Here is a 14,959-nt window from a genome sequence, read left to right on the forward strand (position 1 = left end):
GCTCGGCCCGGACCCGCACACGCTCACATCACCTCAGCCGACTCTTACCGGCGTACGGGGCGACCCCGCGTGGAATGCGAGTGCCTCCAGCACGACACGAGCAGCGATCAGCTGGGTTCGGGTCGAATGATCATGTGCCGGAAGCGCCTCCGCGACATCGACGCCGATCAGGCCCGCCGGCGCGATGCCGCGAGTGATCTCCAGCGCCTCGCGCATGGTCATTCCACCCGGTGTCGGAGCGCAGGTTCCCGGCGCGTAGGCGGCGTCGAGTGAATCGACGTCGAACGTCAGGTAGAACCCCTCATCGCCGATCCGCTCGAGAATCTGGTCGACCACCCAGGCGGCGCCGTGCTCCCAGATATCTTCCAGCCAGATAACCCGGATGCCGTGGTCCCGGCAATATTTCAACTCTGTCTTCGGGTTCATCCATCCGCTGATGCCGACGAGCACCATCTTCGACGGGTCGTAGCCATTGTCGACCGCCCGGGTGATGGTGCAGCAATGATTCAGCTCCTCGCCCCCGACGTGCGGTGCGGCGTCGAGGTGCGTGTCGAACTGCACCCACCCCGGGCTCGTACCCGGTCGCTTGGCGGCCTTACCGACCGGGATGCTGACCGAATGGTCGCCACCGAAGACCACGGGAATCGCTCCGCCCGCGACGATCTCGGCGATATCAGCCTCCACCCGCTCGAAGGTCTTCACGGTGTTGCCGAGAGCGACCTGGCAGTCGCCGCCATCCGCGAGCGGAAGATGCGCGAACAGGTCGAAATCGTAGGTCGCCTGGAAGTTCGTGAACTGCACCGAAGTCTCGCGGATCGCCCGAGGGCCGTAGTTCGCGCCGCTCCGGCTGATCGTCGTCGCGTCGAACGGAAATCCGTAAACGACCGCCTTTGTTCCAGACGCCCTGATCACGTCACGGTCGAGTTCGATGTTCGGCACACCCATGAAGGTTCCGCCATGGCCTCCATGCAGGAGCCCGCTCCACATCGTCTCGTCGAATGAGCCCGCAGTCACTTCAGTCATGGTTTCCTCACTTTTCTCAACGCGAGCAGACACTCGCACGTCCATTGGCAAACCGTTTGGACGTTCATCGGCCGGGGCGATGTCGTGCCGAAACGATTCGGCACGACCGTAGCACTCGGCTCGACCGACGTCTAGGGAGGTACTCACGCCCGCTGCCGACCCCGTCCCGCGCAGGTCAAATTCACCGTTCAGTTCAGAACGGCGGCTCCTCAGGATCGGGCGGCGGAGGTGGGGGCGGCTCCCAATCCGGGGGTAGCTCTTCAGGTTCGAATGGATCATTGATCCAGGTGCAGTACGGACTGGTGCTGGGCTCATTGCCCTTGAACAGCTTCAAGGTGGCCCGCATCCGGTTCCGGTTGCGGCGCCGGTCAAGTTCCTTACGCCGGCCCGATTGGGTGTACCGGTAGGCCTCGTTGACCGGCCGCAGCCGCCGGTTCTTGGCCCGAGTCTGCTCGACGCGCGCCGCCCGGCTCAGCTTGGGAAGCCGAGCCGGGGCGGGCTGACCGCACGGGGCCGGGGTGAAGCTGTTGAACAGATCCGCCCCGCCCGGCGTGGTCCGATAGGTCTTGCCACTCGGCGACGTCCATACGACGGTGCCGTCCGGGTACTGGGTGTCGCGCCATCCACCAAATGTCTTGAGCCGGTGATGAAAACGGCATAGACATTTCAGATTGGCCGGCACCGTCAGCCCACCACGGGCCGGATTGTTGTGGTCGAACGGCACCGTATGGTCAACATCGCAGGCCTCAGCCGGGTGCTCACACCCCGGAAAGCGACACGTCAGATCGCGGCATCGAACCCAGCGCTGAACCGACACCCCCGGCTGGTAGCGCAGTGCGGCGGCAGGATCCACGTCTGGCTCGGTCACCAACCGCATTGTGGCCTCAGCGGCGAGTTCGCGGACCAGCTCGGCATCGATCACTCCGTAGCCACACACATAACCCGGCGTCGCCCCGGCGCCCAACACCGTGTCGCGCTCGGCGACCACGTTGAACACCACTGGTGGCGATGACGGTTCTGACTGCGGGGCCGCCGAGCGGGTAGGGCACTCGGCACGGCCGCATTCACACGACAGCTCTCGCCCCTCTGCCAGGGCTTCAATGGCATCGGCGCGCCGCTGGTCACTACTACGAGGATCTTTCCGGCACAGCCTGGCCGACATTTCCGAAAGCTTTGCGTCAAAGGTCAATCCGGCACGAGTCGTGACGATGGCGTCGATCTTGGCGGTGCCGTCCCCGCGGGGACTCACCCTGACCCGGCGACGGTCAGTGGCGTGTTCACGTTCAGCGATCGCGGCCGGATCCAACAATTTCACCTTGGCATCTACGGCGCTGATGATGCGCCCGTCAGACCAGCATTGCCACCCACGGACTTGCTCAGCCAGCTCCGAATCGATCTGGGCCATCGCCTTCGATGTGACGAACCTGGTGCGCGCGAGCACGATTTCCACTGTGCGCCAGTCTGTCTGGCCCTCAGCCAATAGTGCGGCCAAGTGGGGGAGCCGATCGCGCAATGCCTCGGCCTGCTCGACGAGCCGACTGGCGGCACCCGTTGTCAGGTTCAACGCCGCACCTACCTCAGCACTGGCGCGGGCAAACCCGGTGAGGATCATGTAGTTCGGGTGAACACCCTCGACATTGAGCTCGGCGGTCCGTTGCACCAACAAGTCCGCCACCGCCGCCATCCGAGCGGCCATCAACTGCGCCTCGGCACGGGCGCCGCAGGTGAGAGCATCAACGAGCCTGCCCGGCGCTGCGGGATCGAACTCGGTATCGAACATGTGTTCGAGTATTGCAGATGGGTACGACAGGTGGATGGGTACGACAGGTGAAGGAAAACAAGCGATTCAGCAGCCCCCGCCGCCGCAGCCGCCACCGCCACCGCCACCGCAGCTGGAGCCACCACCACAGCTGGAGCCGCAGCTCGATCCCCCGTCGCCGCCGCTGCCGCCGTCGAATCCGGAACCGATCGCCCACAACCCCACGGCGGCGGCAGTGCCGCCGGCCGCGGTTCGTCGGAGACGTGAGGCATCGCGCCGGTAGGACGCCTTCGGCGATTCCGAGCGCCGCCTCTTGGCCCTCCAGACCAGCAGCCACACTGTGGCGATCACCAGGATCGTCAGTGCGGGAGGTATCACCGCAGCAACCGTACTCATGGCGTCAGGCTACGGGCCGAACAAGCAGAGCAGCAGCGTGAATACAGTGAGAAATATGCGTCGTCGGCTCAACAATCCCTTAGACAGGGCAACATCCGCGGTTTCAGTGCTCGAGCTGCCCGACGCCGTGTTCAAAACGTGCCCGTGGCAGCCTCGGGAGCTCATCGAGACCGGGTTGCGGCAATGGTTGCGGTGTTGCGCACCGGCCCTTCGGGACCGGCAGGTGATCGGCATGCCGTCACGTGCGGTCGACGAGGCCTGGCACGGCCTGATCCTCTGCACCGCACGGTATTCGACGTTCTGCGACGCCGCCTACGGGCAGTTCCTGCATCACCATCCCGACGGTGCCGCACCGGCCGGCGTCGAAGCCGCCCACGACTGCCAGGACGAGCAGCTGCGCCGGACCGTCATCGCCTGGTCGCTGGTCGCCGGCCCCGACGAGCCTTGTGTCCTATGGGATCTCGACAAACAAGTGGGCGTCGAGGAGCCGTGGGGCATTGCACCGGAACGGGTGGCGAGCATCCAAGCCGCCGTCACCGCCTGGCCCGGCTAAGGCACCTCTCGCAGCACCGACGCGAACTGCCCCAGATCTTCGGCCGTGGTGTCGATATGCGGCGAGATCCGCAGTACCGGCTTGGCCATCTCGAACGGTGCCCGCGCGAGTTCACATGCGGTGGTGACGATGCCACGCTCGGCGATCAACCAAGCTCGCACCGCAGTCGGATCGGCACCGTCGGTGGGCTCGAGGGTGGTGATCGCGGTGGGCTCATCCACCGGTTCCACCACCCGCCATCCCGGGACTTCGGCCAGTACCTGCCGCGCGCTACGGCCCACCTCGGCAAGCCGGCTCCGGACGAGTTCCGGTCCCGCAGCCAGGTATTCGCCGAGAGCAACCGAATATCCGATGCGCGTCGCCGCATTGTGCTCGCCATGTTCGAAGCTCTGCAGCACCGTCACGGGCACATCCCACGACGCGGGTGGCACGCGTCGCTGCAACCGGTCGACCAATTCCGGCCGCACCGCGAGGAACCCGGCCCCGCGGGGCCCGGCCAGCCATTTACGTGACGACGAGTAGATCGCGTCCGCGCCGACGTTGCAGTCCAGATGCCCGAACGCCTGCGCAGCATCCACCACGATCGGGATCCCGGCGTCCCGGCACACCGCGACCATCTCGGCCAGTGGTTGGGCCACCCCGCGATGACTGGCCAGCGCCGTGAAGTGCACCAGTGCCGGCGGATCGGCGGCGAACTGCCGGGCGGCCTCGACGACATCAACGCGGCCATCCCCGTCAACCGGCAACGCACGCACCTGAAAACCGTTGGCCGCCATGACCGCGAGGTTCGGCCCGAATTCACCGGGCAAGCAGGCCAACGTGCGCTCGCCTGCCCAACTGCTGAGCACCAGATCCAAAGAATGGTTCGATCCCGACGTGTACACCACATCGGAGGCGTCGAGTCCGGTCAGCGCTGCCACCGCGGCCCGGCCCGCCGCGAGCACGGGTGCTGCCGCCTCGGCGGCCACATAGCCGCCGACCTCGGCCTCATGACGTGCGTGCGCCGCCACGGCGTCGATCACCGCGAGGCTCTGCCGCGAGCAGGCGCCACTGTCGAGGTGGAGTCCGGCGACCTTGGGGCGGGCCTCGGCCCACTGCTGCGCGAGGCTCATTTCATCGCCAGCGACAAGCCGAAGTCACCGGCGTCATCGGTCCACCAATGAGTCTGTCGTAAACCGGCTTTCTCCAGTTCATCGACCACCCCGTCCGCCTTGAACTTGCAGGACACCTCGGTCAGCATCTCCTCACCTGCACCGAATGCGACGTCGAGATCCAGCGCGGCGATCCTCACCTGCTGCGGCACATCAGCCCGCAGCCACATCTCGATCCGCTCCTCGTCGGCATTCCACTTCGCGACATGCCCGAAGGCGTCGAGGTCGAAGTCGGCGTCGAGCTCGCGGTTCACCACCGACAACACGTTCCGGTTGAATGCCGCAGTGACACCGGCACTGTCGTCGTAGGCGCTGACCAGCCGATCGGCGTCCTTGACCAGGTCGGTGCCCAACAGGACGCTGTCGCCGGGCTGCAGGGTCTCGGCCAAGGACGCCAGGAAATCCGCGCGCGGTGCAGGCGTGAGATTGCCGATGGTCGAACCGAGGAACGCCACCAGACGGCGACCCACCGACGGGATCTTACCCAGGTGCTCCTCGAAATCACCACATACCGCGTCGATTTCAATGCCCGGATACTCCTGGCCGATCGCATCGCCGGCGGCGCGCAGCACACCGGCGTCGACGTCGAACGGGATGAACCGGCGCAGCTGCCCACCATCGCGCATGGCGTCGAGCAGCATCCGTGTCTTCTCCGAGGTGCCGCTGCCCAGCTCGACGAGAGTGTCGGCGCCGGCGGCCGCGGTGATCTCCGGCGAGCGGTCCCGCAGGATCTGTGCCTCGGTCCGAGTCGGGTAGTACTCGGGCAGCCGGGTGATCTGGTCGAACAGATCACTGCCTACTGAATCGTAGAACCACTTGGGCGGCAGCATCTTCGGCGATTGCGCCAGCCCTTCGCGCACATCGCGGCGCAGTGCGGTGGCAGCCGAGTCGGCGGCCAGATAGTTGGACAGGGTGAGCGTCATACCGAACCTTTCAGGGGTGTGAGCTCGACACGCGAGTCATGGACATGCACCAGATGCCGGTCCGGAATGTCGGACCAGCCGGGATCGTCGTCGTAGGGTTCACTGGCGAGTACGACACCATCCGGCAGCCGCAGCACCGACAAGGTGTCCCCCCAGGTGGTGGCCACCATACGAGAACCGTTGGCGGCCAGGATGTTCAGCCGGGCATTCGGATCCAGGGCGCCTACCTCGGCGACGGTGTCGCCCAGCGCATCCAGACCCCGGGCGAAGATCAGCGCCGCCAGCACCGCGCTGTCCACGACGGATTCGGCCTGCCCCGTCGACGGCAGCACGGCACGGTCGACGACCCCGTTGTGCGACAGCAGCCACTGGCCATCGGTGAACGGCGCCGAGGCCGAGGGTTCGATCGGCATGCCGATGGTGGCCGAGCGCACCGCAGCGACCACGCACTCACTGCTCAACGCCGGCGCGACCGAGGCGAACGACGCGTCGCCCCACAGCGGCTTGTCACTGCGCCACCGACGGGGCACACCGTCGTCGAAAAACCCTGCGCCCCAGCCATCGGCGTTCATCAGCCCGTGTTTCTGGCGACGCGGCGCATAGGACTGCACCAGCAGGCCCTGCGGCGGATCCAGCACCAGCGAGGCCACCGATCGGGGCGCGCCCAACCACCCGATGTGCCGGCACATCAGGAATCCCAGGCCAGCCGCACGCCGGAGAAGATCTGGCGCCGGATCGGATGGTCCCAGTTACGGAAGCTCGGCCGCAGGATGTCGGCGGACACCGCCCACGACCCGCCGCGCAGGACCCGGTAGTCACCAGCCCCACTGCCTTCAAAGAAGGGCTCGGTGTAGCGGTCGTAGACCATCGGGGTGAAGCCGGGCCACGGCCGCAACGGGGAGGTGGTCCATTCCCAGACATCACCCAACATCTGTTCGACGCCATAGGCCGACGCTCCGGCCGGGTAGGCACCCACCGGCGCGGGCCGACGCGCCTCGCCGCCGAGGTTGGCCAGCGCTTCGGTGGGTTCGGAAGTGCCCCAGGGGAATCGGCGCCGAGCCCCGGCCACCGGATCCCAGGCGCAGGCCTTCTCCCACTCGATCTCGGTGGGCAGCCGGGCCCCCGCCCAGGCGGCGTAGGCCTCGGCTTCGAAGAAGGTGACATGTTGGACAGGCTCATCCGCCGGGATGGTCTCGAGGTGGCCGAATCTGGTGCGGGTGCCGTCCTGCCCCCAGAACTCGGGCGCGGTCAGACCTGCCTCCTGGAGATGCGCCCAGCCGCGCGAAGACCACCAACGGGGCTGCTGATAGCCGCCGTCGTCGATGAACTCACGCCATTCGGCATTGGTGACCGGCACCCGGCCCATGCGGAAGGCCGCCACATCGACCTCATGCGCCGGACGCTCGTTGTCCAGGGAATGCGGTTCGGTGAGTTCGTCTACGCCGAGCACGAACGTTCCGCCCGGGATCAGCACCGACGTGCCGGCCACCCCGGCCCGACCGGTGGGCAAGGCGCTGCCGGTGTCGAGCAGTGGCGGGCCGGGCCGCAGGTTCAGTGCCTGCAGCATGGTCTCGTCATGCTGGTTCTCGTGGCTGATCACGAGACCGAAGTTGAACGCGGAGTCATCGGTGTCAAGCGCGTCCAGGGCGTCGAGCGCCTTGGATCGCACCGTCGCGCAATAGGTTCGCGCGTCCGTCGGCGGTAGCAGCGGCAGGTCGACGCGAGTGGCCCGGGAATGAACGAACGCGTCGTAGAGGCGGTCCACATCCGGGGCGAGCAGACCCGGGCGGTCCGGATTGCCGCCCCGCAGCAGCCACAATTCCTCCTGCTGACCGATATGGGCGAGGTCCCAGACCAGCGGGCTCATCATCGGGCTGTACTGGCGGTGCAGTTCGGCATCGTCGAAGTCGACCAGGCGCAGGGTACGTTCCCGCGCCCGGGTGAGCTGCTGCGCCAGCGTCTCGCGTGTGGTCAAAGCTCGCCCTTCACCAGTTGGCTCATCGCAGAAGCGATTCCATGGGCCACCACCTGGTCGGCGAAATCGTCGGCCGGGCAGCGTCCCTCCTGGACCGAACGCGTCAACTGCTCCATCGATTCCGTCAGCTCCGCAGGCGCCCGCTCCGCCGCAGCCGAAACACACGCGACCGCCGCTTCCTGCAGTCGTCGATCAGCCAGTCCGATCCGGGCCGCCCGGTCCCATGCCGTGGCCACCGGGGCCGTTGCTTCCGTGGCGATCGCGGCGGCCTCGGGATCGTCGAGCAGCGTGGTCAGCATGAACACCACCGCGGGCCACAGGGCGTCCGGCACGCTGTCGAGATAGCGGATCTCCAACCAGCGCCGCGGCCGCACCGGCGGGAACAGCGTCGTCAGGTGGTATTCAAGATCGGCTTCGGTGGGGCGACGGCCGCCGAGCACCGCGCGACCGTCGGCCCAGTCGGCGAATGGTACCCAGTTGGTCACCGGAACCGCCCGGCCCTCGTCGGGCATGTTCACCAGCATCACCGGCGCCCGCAGCGCGTAGCGCGCCCAGTCACTGGCCGGATCGTCACCATCGGCACCCAGAATCGGGCCGCACCGCGCGGAATCCAACTGGCCCCACACCCGCTGCCGCGAGGACTGCCACCCGGTGAACTGCCCGCCGAGCATCGGCGAATTGGCAGTGATCGCGATCATCGTCGGACCGAGGGCATGCGCCAGACGCACTCGCTGGGCCCAGCCGTGACGCGGTCCCGCGTCGAGGTTGACCTGAACCGAGGCCGTCGACGTCATCATCGCCGCACCGGGTTCTGACGACCCACTGGCCGCGAAGAACGTTTCCATCGCCTGATACCGCGGGCCCGGATTCACCCGCTGCGTGGGCCGGACCGGATCGGTGCCGAGCAACACCAGACCCAGACCGCGGCGTTCGAACTCCGCGCACAACACGGCCCGGTCCGCCAGCAGTGCGGCGATCGCAGCGGACGGTCCATCGGTCGGCGGGCCGGACAATTCGACCGCACCCCCGGGTTCGACGCTGATCCGGCTGCCGCCGGGCAGCGCAGGCACCGATGCGATCGCCTCGGAGAGCTCGTCCCAGTCCGGGCGTCGCAGCAGATCGTCGAGATCGAAACAGTGCGCCTCGATCTCCAGGCCCACCTGTCCGACCGGCCCGTCGTCCAGGCAGTGAGCTTCGATGAAGTCCGCGGCCTGTTCGGCGCTGGTGAACTCGACGGGAGGTAATTGGGCCGCATCAGCCCTGGCGGGTACTGCCATCGCAACCCCTCCCGGTCGTCACCGGTGTCAATCGGCTCGGTTCTGTTCCATCATCCAGATAGGACCGACATCTTCTACTGCCCCAGCGTGTTCTGCATGGCGCCGGCGAGGACGTTGACCGCGGGACCGGCGTTGCCGGACTGGCACACCTTGGCTTGTAGCAGCACGTTTTCCCGTTTGCGGGTGGTGTTGAAACAGCGACGGTCGGTGCCGGCCTCCTGCTTCACCCAATCCGCGTCGGTGGCGCTCGCCGGGCCACCGGTGAACGTCCACACCTGGGTGACGAAGTTGTCCAGGTGCATCGCGGTGGTCTGGCCCGAGCACCCGTTGGTGCGGTCCACCACCCGATGGAACGCGCGGTCGGCGGCCTCTGGGTTGGCGAACACCCCGATGGCCTGCTTGACGTAATGACTCTGGTCGTCACCCGCCGTCTGGGTGGTGGCGCCGTTGAACGAGGCGAGGTCCGGGTCGTTGTACACCTCGGGCAGGCCGATGTCAGCCCAGTTGTTGCACACCGGGTTCTCGACCGAGAAGCCCTGGAACGGGGCCGTGAACTGGGACTCCCACGTCATCGGGGCACCGATGATGTTGCCCACCGAACCTTTGGGCATGACGGCATAGGACACGACACCAGGATCCGAGGGGCGCGCACCGGCAGGTGCAGCCACAGCCAGTGCGAGACCGGCCAGCCCGAAACCGACAGTCAGGGCACGCATGCCGTCGATCATGCCAGTCAGTAGACCGTGCGGGTGCAATAGGTCCGGGCCGGCGACGGGTAGGGCCAGGCGTAGTGACCCGTTTCGGCTGGACAGGCGGACCCGTCGCGCACGTCGAGGCGCTGGGTCACCTGGACCATCACACCCGGGCCGCGATCGGTGCGCGCGGTGCAATCGGCCAGCTCGACCGTGCCCGCGGGCATACCCAACTCGTAGCAGTGATTGGCGACCAGATTCGGAACCAGACACAGCCGCGCGGTCGACGGATCGGCGAGCTCGGCAGGCAGGTGCTGATACTCGGCGCTCGGACAGGCCCCGGTGCCGTCGGCGATGGCCCCGACGGTGTAACTGGGGTCGACGTCGCAGGACACCTTGCCGGCCCTGGTCACCTCGGGGGCAGCCGGCGTAGCGGCCGGAACGCTCACGCAATCGCCGACCGCGAAGACCATGACCGCGCCGCGCTCGGGTCCGGCGCCCGCACTGCATCCGGCGGCCAGCACCGGCACTGCCAGCAGTGCGGCAACCAGAAGCCGATTGCACGTCATGGTTAGCGAGAATCTCACGATTCGCAGTGCCTCGCCCACGCCTTGGCCGAAAAGCCAAGGCGCCCCGGTCACCTTGCGGTGGCCGGGGCGTCCGTTGGGCTGCAGAGTGGTCTCAGGTGGTGACGGTGGCCTTCTGGCAATCGGCACAGATTCCCCAGAACACGACCTCGGCCTCGGCAACGGCGAAGCCGGCCAGGTCAGAGGGTTCCAGGCAGGGGGTCTCCCCCACAGCGCAATCGACATCGGCGACCACACCACACACCCGGCAGACCAGGTGATGGTGGTTGTCGCCGGCGCGGGTCTCGTAGCGGGCCGAGGATCCGGCCGGTTCGATCCGACGGACCAGGCCTGCGTTGACGCAGGCCCGCAGGACGTCGTAGACCGCCTGGGTCGACACCGAACCGAGATTCTCGCGGGCCAGGCCGGCCACATCGTCCGCAGTGGAATGCGGATGGTCGGCCAGCGCCTGGAGAACCGCGACCCGCGGTGCAGTCACGCGCAGCCCAGCGGCCCGCAGCAGGGCCTTGGGGTCGTGTTCATGCACCGTGGTCACGGCTCCAGTATGCGCGCTCTTTGGAGTCAGTCCAAAAGAGCGGACTGTGATTATGGTCGCGCGGGCGGTGCCGGTGTCGGCGGGGTCTCAGGACGCTCAGAGCCACTGCCCGGACCGCCGGGGCCACCGGGGCCCCATCCGGGACCGCCCTGGCCGCCCGGACCGAATCCACTGGGGCCTCCGGGGCCACCCGGACCCCACGGCGGCATCATGCCGTGCCGCGGCCCCATCTGGCCCGGACCACCTCCGGGTCCGCCGTGGTGGAACATCATCATGCCGCCACGATGGTGATGGCCGTCGCCACCGGAATGTGCGCCGAGGAAGAAGCCGGTGCCGAAGACCACGGCGACGATGAAAACGCTGCCTGCGGCGATGCCCACCCACGCGAGCGCCTGCATGAGCCGGCTCGGCTTGTTCTCGGCGGGCGGCGGTGCCACGGGCGGCGCTGCCGGTGCGGCCACCGGCTCGGTCGCAGGGTCTGGATCGGAGGGTGTTTCAGTCATGACACGAGCATGCGAGCGCTGCTGAGGTGCTGATCAAGAATTGGCTATGAATCAGCTGTGAAAGGCCCGGGGACGCGGGCTGGGTCCGCACCGCCGGAACTACTGCTCCCAGGGCTTGAACGGGTTCACCGCGTACTGGATGACCCGGTACGGGGTGCCGCCGCGGGCCATGGTGTTCCACTGGCTGATGAAAACCCGGACCTGATCGAGCGTGGATCCCGGTGAGATGTAGCCGCCGTAAGGCTGGGCCAACTGGTTGATCTCCGGTGGCGGCAACGAGTCGACCGGGTCCGGCCACGCACTGGCGAACACCACCGTGGTCACGGGTGCGGCGCCCAAACCGGTGGGGTCGTAGGCGACCCGCATCTCCATGTTTCCGTTCGTGGCGTTGAAGTACGACAGCACGGGCTTGCCGTCGATCTGCCGGATGCTCATCTCCCCCACCCGGTCGGAGAACAACGCGGTCGGGGGCTTGCCCCAGCCACCGGTGCTCGACCAGCCCTGCCAGCCCGCCCGGTCGGTGAAGTTCTTCGGGTTGGCCCGGTACAGGAACGGCGAGCCGCTGCGGTCGAAGTTGTTGGCCAGGATGTACACCCACCCACTCGGTGAATCCGGAGCCGGGACCGGGTCGTAGTAACCGGTGATCTGAGTCTGGGCGCCACCCTGATATCCGGCGTCGCGTACCGAACCCGGCACCGTGGGCCAATTCGGCTGGGCCGCATCAGCTTTCACCAGCCGAGAACTCTGCGGTTTCAGGTTGTAGGTGGTGGTCACCAGCATGTAGTTCTCGCGGTTGATGGAGATCACGCCCGCGGGCAACTGCGACGAACCCGCCGGCGCGGCGTCGGCCAGCAGCGGCTTGTCCACCCCGGTGACACCGCGGTAGCGCACGCCGCCCGCATCCTCGATCGAATCGGCATCGACATGCAGCGCCACCGGCGAGTGCCAGCCGCCGAAGCCCACGGCCTGTCCCGCGAAGCTGTCACCGCACACCTGGAGCACCCGGCTCGGGAACTCCATGAACTCACACAGGTCGGTGGCACCGATCCCGTAATCACGAGTGGGAGTGCCGGTTCCGGCGCTCGGGCCGATCCGCAGCACCTGGCCGGGAGCCAGCGGCGGCACCACCGGATCGCCGAAGGCCGGGTTGGCGTGGGCGGCAGGCGCCTGCCACACCGCCGCAGCAAGCATCGCGACAGCGGCGAACCTGCGGGCTGGGCTCACCCGCGGATCAGAGCTCGGCGGCCAGCAGCTCGGCGATTTGAATAGTGTTCAGCGCCGCACCTTTTCGCAGGTTGTCGCCGGACACGAACAAAGCAAGGCCACGCCCTTCGGGCACACCCGGATCCTGCCGGATCCGTCCGACCAGGGACTCGTCGACACCGGCGGCGGCCAGCGGGGTCGGCACGTCGACCAGCTTCACGCCCGGCGCAGCGGCCAGCAGTTCCTTGGCGCGCTCGACCGAAAGCGGCTGGGCGAACTCGGCATTGATCGACAGCGAGTGCCCGGTGAACACCGGAACGCGCACGCAGGTACCGCTGACCAGGAGCTCGGGGATACCGAGGATCTTACGGCTCTCGTTGCGCAGCTTCTGATCTTCGTCGGTCTCGCCGGAGCCGTCATCGACCAGCGAACCGGCCAGCGGGATCACGTTGAACGCAATGGGCGCAACGTATTTCACCGGTGCCGGATACGTCAGCGCCGAGCCGTCGTGCACCAGCTGCTCGGCCCCGTCGATCACCGCGCGGGTCTGCGAGGCGAGTTCGTCGACACCGGCCAGTCCACTGCCCGACACCGCCTGATAGCTCGACACGATCAACCGGGTCAGCCCGGCCTCCTCGTGCAGCGGCCGCAGCACCGGCATCGCGGCCATGGTGGTGCAGTTGGGGTTGGCGATGATGCCTTTAGGACGTAGCCCCGCGTCGCGGGCGAAATTGACCTCGGACACCACCAGCGGGACCTCGGGGTCCTTACGCCAGGCCGAGGAGTTGTCGACGACGACGGCGCCGGCCGCGGCGAACCGCGGGGCCTGCACGCGCGACATCGTCGCACCGGCGGAGAACAGTGCGATGTCCAGACCCGACGGGTCGGCGGTCTCGCTGTTCTCGACCTCGATCTCCTGGCCGCGGTACGTCAGCTTCTTGCCCTCGGAACGGGCCGAGGCGAAGAACCGCACGGAGCTGGCAGGGAAGTTCCGCTGCTCCAGCAGGGTGCGCATGACCTGGCCCACCTGGCCGGTGGCGCCTACGACACCGATGTTGACCATCTCAGCGCCCCGTCCCGCCGTAGACCACGGCCTCGTCTTCGCCACCAAGGTCGAAAGCGTCATGCAGTGCGGCGACAGCGGTATCCAGATCCGTGTCCTTCACCAGCACCGAGATGCGGATCTCCGACGTGGAGATCAGGTCGATGTTGACGCCGACCTCGGCCAGCGCCTCACAGAACTTCGCGGTGACGCCGGGATGGCTGCGCATGCCCGCGCCGACCAGCGACACCTTGCCGATGTGATCGTCGTACAGCACCTGGCTGAACCCGATTTCGTCCTGCAGCGAGGTCAGCTTCTGCACCGCACCCGGCCCATTGTCCATCGGGCAGGTGAAGGTGATGTCGGTCTTGCCGTCCTCGACCTTCGAGATGTTCTGCAGCACCATGTCGATGTTCACGTCGGCGTCGGCGACCGCGCGGAACACCCTGGCGGCATAGCCGGGTACGTCCGGGACACCGACGACGGTGACCTTGGCCTCCCCACGGTCGTGGGCTACTCCGGTCAGAAGGGCGTCTTCCATGGGGATGTCCTCGATCGATCCTTTGACGATGGTGCCGGGCTTGTCCGTGTACGACGAGCGCACGTGAATCGGAACGTTGTACCGACGGGCGTATTCCACGCAACGCAGCATGAGCACCTTGGCACCGCACGCGGCCATCTCGAGCATCTCCTCGAAAGAGACGGTGTCGAGGTGGCGGGCATTGGGCACGATGCGCGGGTCGGCGGTGAAGATTCCGTCGACGTCGGTGTAGATCTCGCAGACGTCGGCTTTGAGGGCTGCGGCCAGCGCGACGGCGGTGGTGTCCGAGCCGCCGCGGCCCATGGTGGTGACGTCCTTGCTGTCCTGGCTGACGCCCTGGAATCCGGCGACCAGCACGATGACGCCCTCGTCCAGCGCGTCGCGCAGGCGGCCGGGGGTGACGTCGATGATCTTGGCGTTGCCGTGGATGCCGGTAGTGACGATGCCGGCCTGTGACCCGGTGAACGAGCGGGCCTGCGCACCGAGCGACTCGATGGCCATCGCGACCAGGGCGTTGGAGATGCGCTCACCGGCGGTCAGCAGCATGTCCATCTCACGCGCCGGCGGGGCCGGGGAGACCTGACGGGCCAGGTCGAGGAGGTCGTCGGTGGTATCGCCCATCGCCGAGACCACGACGACGACATCGTTGCCGGCCTTCTTCGTCTCGACGATGCGCTCGGCCACGCGACGGATCCGATCGGCATCCGATACCGAGGATCCGCCGTACTTCTGTACGACGAGCGCCACTGTCTAACCCTTCAGAAAGCTGGATTGAGTCCCACACAGGATAAGGGAGACG

16 protein-coding genes are annotated in these 14,959 nt (G+C 67.2%); 1 reads left to right on the plus strand and 15 read right to left on the minus strand.

The window, feature by feature from the left end; all coding sequences use genetic code 11:
* Positions 1-33: 33 nt before the first annotated feature.
* The 3 genes from speB to AB0I14_RS22460 form a co-directional block, all read right to left on the minus strand.
* On the minus strand, positions 34-1,068 hold the full coding sequence (speB, locus tag AB0I14_RS22450; RefSeq protein ID WP_358026076.1) for an agmatinase: 1,035 nt from the start codon (positions 1,066-1,068) through the stop codon (positions 34-36).
* A 148-nt stretch (positions 1,069-1,216) separates the two neighbouring features.
* On the minus strand, positions 1,217-2,803 hold the full coding sequence (locus AB0I14_RS22455; protein ID WP_358026078.1) for a DUF222 domain-containing protein: 1,587 nt from the start codon (positions 2,801-2,803) through the stop codon (positions 1,217-1,219).
* 66 nt (positions 2,804-2,869) lie between these two features.
* The gene (locus AB0I14_RS22460; RefSeq protein WP_358026080.1) at positions 2,870-3,178 is read right to left on the minus strand and encodes a hypothetical protein; all 309 of its coding nucleotides are present in this window, start codon (positions 3,176-3,178) and stop codon (positions 2,870-2,872) included.
* Between the two features lie 55 nt (positions 3,179-3,233).
* Between AB0I14_RS22460 and AB0I14_RS22465 the strand changes: the two genes are divergently transcribed.
* Positions 3,234-3,731, plus strand: a complete 498-nt coding sequence (locus AB0I14_RS22465) for a hypothetical protein (protein ID WP_358026082.1) — start codon at positions 3,234-3,236, stop codon at positions 3,729-3,731.
* Here AB0I14_RS22465 and egtE read toward each other — a convergent pair.
* The 12 genes from egtE to AB0I14_RS22525 all read right to left on the minus strand — a co-directional run bounded on the left by egtE (position 3,728) and on the right by AB0I14_RS22525 (position 14,907).
* The gene (gene egtE, locus AB0I14_RS22470; protein ID WP_358026084.1) at positions 3,728-4,843 is read right to left on the minus strand and encodes an ergothioneine biosynthesis PLP-dependent enzyme EgtE; all 1,116 of its coding nucleotides are present in this window, start codon (positions 4,841-4,843) and stop codon (positions 3,728-3,730) included. The genes AB0I14_RS22465 and egtE overlap by 4 nt on opposite strands.
* Positions 4,840-5,805 (minus strand): L-histidine N(alpha)-methyltransferase, encoded by a 966-nt coding sequence (egtD, locus tag AB0I14_RS22475; RefSeq protein ID WP_358026086.1) that lies wholly within the window; start codon positions 5,803-5,805, stop codon positions 4,840-4,842. The genes egtE and egtD overlap by 4 nt, the downstream gene beginning before the upstream one ends.
* On the minus strand, positions 5,802-6,494 hold the full coding sequence (gene egtC, locus AB0I14_RS22480) for an ergothioneine biosynthesis protein EgtC (protein WP_358026088.1): 693 nt from the start codon (positions 6,492-6,494) through the stop codon (positions 5,802-5,804). Before egtC ends, egtD begins: the two co-directional genes overlap by 4 nt.
* A complete protein-coding gene (gene egtB, locus AB0I14_RS22485) occupies positions 6,494-7,780 on the minus strand; it encodes an ergothioneine biosynthesis protein EgtB (protein ID WP_358026090.1) in 1,287 nt (428 codons plus the stop codon). The genes egtC and egtB overlap by 1 nt, the downstream gene beginning before the upstream one ends.
* Positions 7,777-9,057, minus strand: a complete 1,281-nt coding sequence (gene egtA / locus AB0I14_RS22490; protein WP_358026092.1) for an ergothioneine biosynthesis glutamate--cysteine ligase EgtA — start codon at positions 9,055-9,057, stop codon at positions 7,777-7,779. The genes egtB and egtA overlap by 4 nt, the downstream gene beginning before the upstream one ends.
* Positions 9,058-9,131: 74 nt before the next feature.
* Positions 9,132-9,773, minus strand: a complete 642-nt coding sequence (locus AB0I14_RS22495) for a sensor domain-containing protein (protein ID WP_358026094.1) — start codon at positions 9,771-9,773, stop codon at positions 9,132-9,134.
* A gap of 17 nt (positions 9,774-9,790) precedes the next feature.
* Entirely contained in the window at positions 9,791-10,318 is a 528-nt protein-coding gene (locus tag AB0I14_RS22500; protein ID WP_358026096.1) for a hypothetical protein, read from the minus strand.
* A 112-nt stretch (positions 10,319-10,430) separates the two neighbouring features.
* A complete protein-coding gene (locus AB0I14_RS22505; RefSeq protein ID WP_358026098.1) occupies positions 10,431-10,871 on the minus strand; it encodes a Fur family transcriptional regulator in 441 nt (146 codons plus the stop codon).
* Between the two features lie 50 nt (positions 10,872-10,921).
* Positions 10,922-11,374, minus strand: a complete 453-nt coding sequence (locus AB0I14_RS22510) for a hypothetical protein (RefSeq protein ID WP_358026100.1) — start codon at positions 11,372-11,374, stop codon at positions 10,922-10,924.
* A gap of 99 nt (positions 11,375-11,473) precedes the next feature.
* On the minus strand, positions 11,474-12,565 hold the full coding sequence (locus AB0I14_RS22515) for a DUF4185 domain-containing protein (protein WP_358026413.1): 1,092 nt from the start codon (positions 12,563-12,565) through the stop codon (positions 11,474-11,476).
* A gap of 40 nt (positions 12,566-12,605) precedes the next feature.
* Positions 12,606-13,640, minus strand: a complete 1,035-nt coding sequence (locus tag AB0I14_RS22520) for an aspartate-semialdehyde dehydrogenase (protein WP_358026102.1) — start codon at positions 13,638-13,640, stop codon at positions 12,606-12,608.
* Position 13,641: 1 nt separating this feature from the next.
* Positions 13,642-14,907: an aspartate kinase gene (locus AB0I14_RS22525; RefSeq protein WP_358026105.1), complete on the minus strand. Its 1,266-nt coding sequence runs from the start codon at positions 14,905-14,907 to the stop codon at positions 13,642-13,644.
* Positions 14,908-14,959 lie beyond the last annotated feature (52 nt).

It is taken from the genome of Mycobacterium sp. NPDC050441, assembly GCF_040655355.1.
Classification (GTDB): domain Bacteria; phylum Actinomycetota; class Actinomycetes; order Mycobacteriales; family Mycobacteriaceae; genus Mycobacterium.

What these genes read in the sequence shown, in the direction of transcription:
- AB0I14_RS22515 (WP_358026413.1), bottom strand. Translation starts at nt 12,565, where the DNA reads ATGCTTGCTGCGGCGGTGTGGCAGGCGCCTGCCGCCCACGCCAACCCG.
- AB0I14_RS22520 (WP_358026102.1), bottom strand. Translation starts at nt 13,640, where the DNA reads ATGGTCAACATCGGTGTCGTAGGCGCCACCGGCCAGGTGGGCCAGGTC.
- AB0I14_RS22500 (WP_358026096.1), bottom strand. Translation starts at nt 10,318, where the DNA reads ATGACGTGCAATCGGCTTCTGGTTGCCGCACTGCTGGCAGTGCCGGTG.
- AB0I14_RS22510 (WP_358026100.1), bottom strand. Translation starts at nt 11,374, where the DNA reads ATGACTGAAACACCCTCCGATCCAGACCCTGCGACCGAGCCGGTGGCC.
- egtC (WP_358026088.1), bottom strand. Translation starts at nt 6,494, where the DNA reads ATGTGCCGGCACATCGGGTGGTTGGGCGCGCCCCGATCGGTGGCCTCG.
- AB0I14_RS22460 (WP_358026080.1), bottom strand. Translation starts at nt 3,178, where the DNA reads ATGAGTACGGTTGCTGCGGTGATACCTCCCGCACTGACGATCCTGGTG.
- speB (WP_358026076.1), bottom strand. Translation starts at nt 1,068, where the DNA reads ATGGACGTGCGAGTGTCTGCTCGCGTTGAGAAAAGTGAGGAAACCATG.
- AB0I14_RS22465 (WP_358026082.1), top strand. Translation starts at nt 3,234, where the DNA reads ATGCGTCGTCGGCTCAACAATCCCTTAGACAGGGCAACATCCGCGGTT.
- AB0I14_RS22455 (WP_358026078.1), bottom strand. Translation starts at nt 2,803, where the DNA reads ATGTTCGATACCGAGTTCGATCCCGCAGCGCCGGGCAGGCTCGTTGAT.
- AB0I14_RS22495 (WP_358026094.1), bottom strand. Translation starts at nt 9,773, where the DNA reads ATGCGTGCCCTGACTGTCGGTTTCGGGCTGGCCGGTCTCGCACTGGCT.
- egtA (WP_358026092.1), bottom strand. Translation starts at nt 9,057, where the DNA reads ATGGCAGTACCCGCCAGGGCTGATGCGGCCCAATTACCTCCCGTCGAG.
- egtD (WP_358026086.1), bottom strand. Translation starts at nt 5,805, where the DNA reads ATGACGCTCACCCTGTCCAACTATCTGGCCGCCGACTCGGCTGCCACC.
- egtE (WP_358026084.1), bottom strand. Translation starts at nt 4,843, where the DNA reads ATGAGCCTCGCGCAGCAGTGGGCCGAGGCCCGCCCCAAGGTCGCCGGA.